6 protein-coding genes and 1 riboswitch are annotated in these 6,714 nt (G+C 35.7%); of the genes, 3 read left to right on the top strand and 3 right to left on the bottom strand.

All coding sequences use genetic code 11. From position 1 onward, the window contains the following. The first annotated feature begins 121 nt into the window (after window positions 1–121). The gene (locus tag AB3X49_RS15530) at window positions 122–505 is read left to right on the top strand and encodes a hypothetical protein (RefSeq protein ID WP_033708170.1); all 384 of its coding nucleotides are present in this window, start codon (window positions 122–124) and stop codon (window positions 503–505) included. 25 nt (window positions 506–530) lie between these two features. Here AB3X49_RS15530 and AB3X49_RS15535 read toward each other — a convergent pair whose 3' ends face one another. Next, entirely contained in the window at window positions 531–1,163 is a 633-nt protein-coding gene (locus AB3X49_RS15535; protein WP_002091277.1) for a cyclase family protein, read from the bottom strand. Window positions 1,164–1,248: 85 nt separating this feature from the next. Then, window positions 1,249–1,361: riboswitch (SAM riboswitch) on the bottom strand. A gap of 149 nt (window positions 1,362–1,510) precedes the next feature. Here AB3X49_RS15535 and AB3X49_RS15540 point away from each other — a divergent pair. Together AB3X49_RS15540 and AB3X49_RS15545 are read left to right on the top strand one after the other, a co-directional pair. Further along, window positions 1,511–2,620, top strand: a complete 1,110-nt coding sequence (locus tag AB3X49_RS15540; protein ID WP_002186823.1) for a PRK06851 family protein — start codon at window positions 1,511–1,513, stop codon at window positions 2,618–2,620. A 113-nt stretch (window positions 2,621–2,733) separates the two neighbouring features. Beyond that, window positions 2,734–3,516, top strand: a complete 783-nt coding sequence (locus AB3X49_RS15545; RefSeq protein WP_367963168.1) for a nucleotidyltransferase domain-containing protein — start codon at window positions 2,734–2,736, stop codon at window positions 3,514–3,516. A 134-nt stretch (window positions 3,517–3,650) separates the two neighbouring features. On the opposite strand, the gene AB3X49_RS15550 is transcribed toward AB3X49_RS15545, so the two are convergent. Next, on the bottom strand, window positions 3,651–4,952 hold the full coding sequence (locus AB3X49_RS15550; RefSeq protein ID WP_002016702.1) for an MFS transporter: 1,302 nt from the start codon (window positions 4,950–4,952) through the stop codon (window positions 3,651–3,653). 142 nt (window positions 4,953–5,094) lie between these two features. Next, window positions 5,095–6,621 carry an FAD-dependent oxidoreductase gene (locus AB3X49_RS15555; protein ID WP_367963170.1) on the bottom strand — a complete coding sequence of 509 codons (1,527 nt, stop codon included), beginning with the start codon at window positions 6,619–6,621 and terminating at the stop codon, window positions 5,095–5,097. Window positions 6,622–6,714 lie beyond the last annotated feature (93 nt).

A 6,714-nucleotide genomic window follows, 5' to 3' on the forward strand; every position in this document is an offset into this window, starting at 1 on the left:
GGAGGAAAATATCGACATAGAGCTTTTAGCTCATGTAACGGTTCAGTAGTGTTATGAAAAGAAAAGAAGGGGTGCACGCGCATCCTTTTTTCTATGCGGATATGATGAAAGGGGTGGTATGATGGAATTAACATTAAATTCGACTGTATGTTTACACACGATTCAATTTCGAAAAGAGCAAAAGAACTATATTGTAAAAGATACGATTACAGGAGAGACATATGAAATGCCGCCACTTTGGATTGATGCACTAGCAATGATGCGTGACGGTTTTTTATTGGGAGAAATTGAGGAGAAATTAAAAGAAGAATATCCAGCAGAAGAAGTAAATATGGTAGCATTTACGAGGCAACTGTTAGAGCTAGAACTTGTCGAAATGGTAGATGGAGAAGAGATAGCTTGTACAAAGAAGAAAGATAAAGATTATTTAGCTTGGATACGACCAAGGGTGGAGCAATTCTTTTTTAACTTAAATAAAAAATATAAAAGCAAAGGTCAAAAGTGATCTTTGCTTTTTTTGTAGACCATGTTTAAAAAATAACAGCGAATGCCCTTGCGAAAGCACCGTCACTATTTTTAATTTTTAAAGGTGCTGCTGAGAAAAAGAATCGTTTCGCTTTAATGGCATCTAAGTTTGTTAAGTTTTCAATTAAGTAAATATTATTTCCTAACAGTATGTGATGAATCGGTGATGTTTCTGTCGTTACCTCATCAGGAGAAATAAAATCTAAACCGACAGATTTTACTTTTAATTGAACTAGTTCTTCAGCTAATTCTTCGGAAAGATAAAACGCTTCTTTCTCATAAGCTTCGGTATTCCATTTATTAGATAGATTGGAATGGAAAATGACAATATCGCCTTCTTTTATGTCGACAGTATGTAATACTTCCTTAGGTAATTTTCGCTCTTGAACATGAGTCACATCGATAAGAACAGCTTCGCCTACAAATTGATTTAGGGGTAATTGATCAATAGTGGTTGCGCCTGAAATGAAATGAGCAGGCGCATCACAATGCGTACCAACATGAACGACAGAATGAAAATTCGTAACTTGATAACCTGTTTCTTCAACGCTTGTAATGGCTTCTAGTTGGATTTTTGGTGTTCCAGGAAATTGAGACATATTATTTTCAAACGTTTGTGATAGATCAATTACTTTCATTTTACATACCTCCAATATATTTTTTTCAAATAATAAAAAGCCCATCCTTCATAATCAAGAAAGATGAGCTTTACATACTAGTTGAGTTTTATCTTCCAAAATGCAATGCATTTTGCAGGAATTAGCACCTATTCAGTTTGCATAAACTGAGGTTGCTGGGCTTCAAAGGACCGGTCCCTCTGCCTCTCTTGATAAAGGTTTATTCGATTTTAAATTCGGAATATTCGTGATATTTAAATTGTAATTCATTTCCTTTTTTCGCGCAATACAAATTAGGTGTTCACCCAAATAAAGTTGCTCGCATATTGTAGCTTATGTAAGTAGACTGTTGCGAAGGAGTGAGTGCAGTGACAGGGAATGTATTAAATTATTATGCCGGTGGAAATACAGCTAGAGGATTTCACAGCTTATACGAAGAGAATTTGAAGGGGCTAGACAGGTTGTTTATTTTAAAGGGAGGCCCAGGAACGGGAAAATCTTCTTTAATTAAGGCAATAGGTCGTGAATGGGTTGAAAAAGGATATGATATTGAACTTTTGCATTGTTCTTCTGATAATAAGTCAGTTGATGGGGTGATTATTCCGAAATTAAAAGTAGGAATTGTTGATGGAACATCACCGCATGTTATTGAGCCGAAAATGCCAGGAGTTATTGAAGAGTATATAAATTTAGGAGTTGCTTGGGACTCAGATAAATTAAGAAAGCAGAAGTTAGAAATTGAACGGTTTGTATTAGAAGCGGGCAAGGCTTTCAAATCTGCTTACGGATGTTTTAAAGAGGCGTTAGTTATACATGATGAGTGGGAGAAAATATATATTAATAACATTGATTTTAATAAAGCAAATGAACTAACAGAACAGCTAATTCAGAAATTATTTGCAGATAAAAAGGGAGAACAATCGATTGTGAAACATCGTTTTTTAGGAGCTGCTACACCGAAAGGAGCAGTTGATTTTGTTCCTAATTTAACAGAAGGATTACCACATCGTTATTTTATAAAAGGACGCCCGGGTTCTGGAAAATCAACAATGCTTAAAAAGTTATCGAAGGCAGCAGAAGAAAAAGGTTTTGACGTTGAAGTATATCATTGCGGGTTTGACCCGAATAGTCTTGATATGGTTATCGTAAGAGAATTAGGATTTGCAATTTTTGATAGTACCGCACCACATGAATATTTTCCAAGTCGCGAAGGTGATGAGATTATAGATATGTATACTCTTATTGTTAAACCAGGGACGGATGAGAAGTATGCTACAGAAATTCGTGACGTTTCCATTCAATATAAAGCAAAAATGAATGAGGCAATGTCTTTCTTAGCAAAAGCAAAATCAGTTCGTGATAAATTAGAACGAATTTATATTGCTGCTATGGATTTTTCAAAAGTGGATGCATATAAAGAGGAAATTCAAAAAGAGTTTGAACGAATTACTGCTACTGTAATTGAAAAGAAAAAATAAGTGCTTTATTGAGCTGTCAGAAATTGTCTGACAGCTGTTTTGGTATATAGTAAAATTAGTCGTATATTTGTCGAATTCCCAGGGAAATAATCAAAAAATGGAGATGGTATGAAATGAGAGAGAAAATTGAATTAGAACTAGAGCGAATTGAAAAAGAGAATGGTGTGAAAATTTTATTCGCTGTGGAATCAGGGAGTCGGGCGTGGGGGTTTCCATCGAAAGATAGTGATTATGATGTTAGGTTTGTTTATATACACCCTGTAGAATGGTATTTATCAATCCATGATAAGCGTGATGTAATCGAATATCCAATTAGTGATGATTTAGACATAAGTGGTTGGGATATTAAAAAGGCATTGCAACTATTCGCGAAGTCAAATCCAGCTTTACTTGAGTGGATTCGATCACCAATTTTTTATTCGAAAAACTCTAACTTTCCAGAGCAGCTTCAGCAAAAGAGTGAAAAGAATTTTGATCCAAAAGCAACGATATGTCATTACTTACATATGGCTTCGAAAAATTATCGTGAATTTTTGCAAGGTGAAAATGTAAAGTTGAAAAAGTACTTTTATGTATTACGTCCTATTTTAGCTTGTCAGTGGCTAGAAGAGAAAGGGACATTACCTCCAGTAGAATTTGACCGATTACTTATAGAACTATCTATAGAACGTAGTGTATTGAATGAGATTGAGAAGTTGTTAGTAAAGAAAAAAGCGGGTACGGAATTAGATGTTGGATTGAAAGTTCAGGCGTTAAATCAATTTTTAGAAGAACAAATTGATTATTATCAGCAATACGTGAAAGGGATTGAAAAGGGATTAGGGATTGATATTGAGAGTTTGAATACATTATTTCGAGATATGTTGTTTGAAGTATATGAAAAAGAGCACAAGTGAGTTTGTGCTCTTTTTTATCCCGCATTAACGGGCAGTAAGACTCCCACCTCAAGATTCGGCTGGAGCGAAGAAGTTAGGTGGGAGGTCAACTGCCCGTAAACGCCCGATTGGTGAGGGCTGATTAAAGTTTCACTTTATTTTGTAGGAATAAAGAAAACAGATATAGCTGCGATAAGACCTGCAAAGGAGAATAAGTAAAAATTCCACGCCAAGTCATATTGCATTGTCATAATAATACCGACAAGAATAGGGCCAGCAATCGCACCAACTCGGCCAAGTCCAAGTCCCCAGCCTAAGGAGGTAGCTCGTATATGTGATGGGAAGTATTGTGTTACATAAGCATTTAATATTTGAGTAATACCGACTGATCCAATTCCAGCAAGACCAATTAAAAGATAAATGATTGTAACAGATGGTTTAATTGTTAATAGTCCAATACATATGGCTGCCATAAGATAGGAGATACTAATAACAATTTTTGCTCCTATACGATCGGCAATCGCCCCAGCAAATAATGCACCGATAGCTGCAGTAATATTTAGTATAAGTAGAAATGATAAACTAGATCCAAGAGGGTATCCTGCCTGGCGCATCATCTGTGGTAGCCAAGTATTTAAACCGTATATTAAAAACATTCCCATTATATAAGTGAGCCAAAAAAGTAGTGTTGCTTTTATGTAATCTTTTGAGAATAATGTAAGAAATCCATTTTTCTTTTGTATATTAGATGGTGTTTCAGGAATTTCATCTTTTACATGGAATTCAATTTGAAAGCGATTAAGAATTTTATTCACTTCTTCTTGTCGATTTCGCGATAATAAAAATTGAATGGACTCAGGTAAATAACGAATAATGAAAGGAATGAGGAGTAGCGGAATCATTCCGATGCCAAACATAATTCTCCATCCGAAATCTTCTAGCATAAACATGGATAAAATAGCGCCTAACACGATACCTAAAGGATAGCCGGTAAACATAAGAGCATAAATAAAAGATTGCCGTTTTTTTGGTGAATATTCAACAGTAAGTGCTGAAGCCGTTGGGATAACACCGCCTAATCCGATTCCTCCGATAAATCGAGATAACCCAAATAATTCAGGAGAAGGAGCAATTGCAGCTAAGCCCATTGTGATAGAAAAAAGGGCTAAACAGCATATAAGTGTCCATTTTCGTCCAATTAGATCTGTAATGGTTCCAACTAGAATAGCACCAATAAACATCCCAAATAAAGCATAGCTGGCAATTGTTCCAGCGTGGGCTGGTGATAGTGCCCAGCTTTTGTCTTCTAGGAGCTTTGGCAGAACGGCGCCGTAAATACCTAAATCATATCCGTCAGCTAGAATGGCTAGCCAACAAATAAAAACAACAAGTTTTGTAATAGAACTTGAAAAGATAGTTTCTGTAGATTCTAGATGAGGTGGAGCAGAAGGTTGCATAGTATTCACTCCTTTTATTTGTAGATGAATATATTATTTTATTTAATGTTAATATTTTCCTGCGCATGTCGAAATTTATATGAAAAGGTGTCATGAAAAATAAAAAAGTTCAACAGGATTCCCGTTGAACTTCTTTGTTTTTTTATTCGTTATCAACTCGCTTTAATGGTTGATCTGCTGGACCTTCCATAACATCCCCATCAATTGAAAAACGGGAACCGTGACAAGGGCAATCCCAAGTACAATCACCGCTATTCCATTCAACTTCACAGCCGAGGTGTGTGCAAGTTGTATCGACGATATGTAATTTTCCTTCTTTATCTTTATAAGCACCTGCTCGTTTACCGTTGACATGTACAACAGAACCTTCGCCAACTTCAAGATTTTCTGGCTTACGTAATGCGGTTTCAATTTTTCCTTCAATTAAGTGTTTAGCAACATCAATGTTCTGAGAGAGGAAAGTTTTTATATCCGGATTTGCATGAAAGCGTGATGGTGCAAACAGTTCTTTATATGGGCTGTGGACTTTTAGAATGGAGTCCTTCAGTAAATGAGCTGCTGCAGTTCCAGTCGTCATTCCCCATTTACGATATCCAGTTGCCACAAATATATTTGGATTCCTTTCGTTAATATGTCCGATATAAGGGAGTTTATCTAGCGTGATTAAATCTTGCGCTGACCATCTATAAGGAATTTCATCTACTCCAAAAGTAGATTCAGCAAAGGAATATAGTGCATCATAATGAAGCATCGTATTAATTCCTTGGCCTGTTTTATGGCTCTCTCCGCCAATCAATATCAACTTTTCTCCATTGCTTGTCGTATAACGTATGGAGCGTTTTGGATCATCGATACTTAAATACATGCCCCCTGGATAATCCGTTTTTGCTTTTATTGCGAGGGCATAGGAGCGTTCTGCGTACATTCGCGTAAAGAAAAAGCTATTAGCATCATAAAAAGGAAAATGTGAACAAGAGACAATATATTTACAAGTGATGCGATGGTCACCCTTTGTAATAACTTGTGGATAATCTCCTTTTTCCACATCAATAGCTGTTGTTTGCTCATAAACTTTTCCACCCATTTCCACAAACTTTTCTAAAAGTGTTTTTAAATAAAGGAGGGGATGGAATTGCGCTTGATTTTTCATCACAAGTGCAGATTGTACGGGAATAGGAATCGACAGGGATTGAACATAGTCACAAGGAATATTTAATTTTTGATAGGCTTCATATTCTTTCGTTAAATTTCGCAGGCCATTATTGGTAGTTGTATATAAATACGAATCTTCATTTGTGAAATTACAGTCGATTTTATATGTTTGTACAGTCTTGTTTATGAATTGTAGAGCTTTACTATTTGATTCGTAGTAAAGCCTGGCTTTTTCAACACCAAAATTGTTTATTAATTCATCATAAATAAGATCATGTTGAGCTGTTACTTTTGCGGTTGTATGCCCAGTTGTTCCATTTAAAACAGAACCAGAATCAATTAAAACGACTTTCATTCCTTCTTTAGCGAGTAAATAGGCGGTGGTAATGCCTGTAATACCAGCTCCGATAACAGCAACTTCTGTCTTTATATTTTCGGATAAATGAGGAAAAGTAGGAAATTGAGTAGATTCAATCCAATAGGATGATGGTAACTGCGGAAATGTGTCATCTGTCATTTTGAAAACCTCCAAATTAGAACAATTTTCCTTTTAATATTTCCATATTATATGGAATTCATGTATGTTGTTTTCGTAGCGTTCTATTCTTAC

Source organism: Bacillus sp. C30, assembly GCF_040838255.1.
Lineage (GTDB): Bacteria > Bacillota > Bacilli > Bacillales > Bacillaceae_G > Bacillus_A > Bacillus_A mycoides.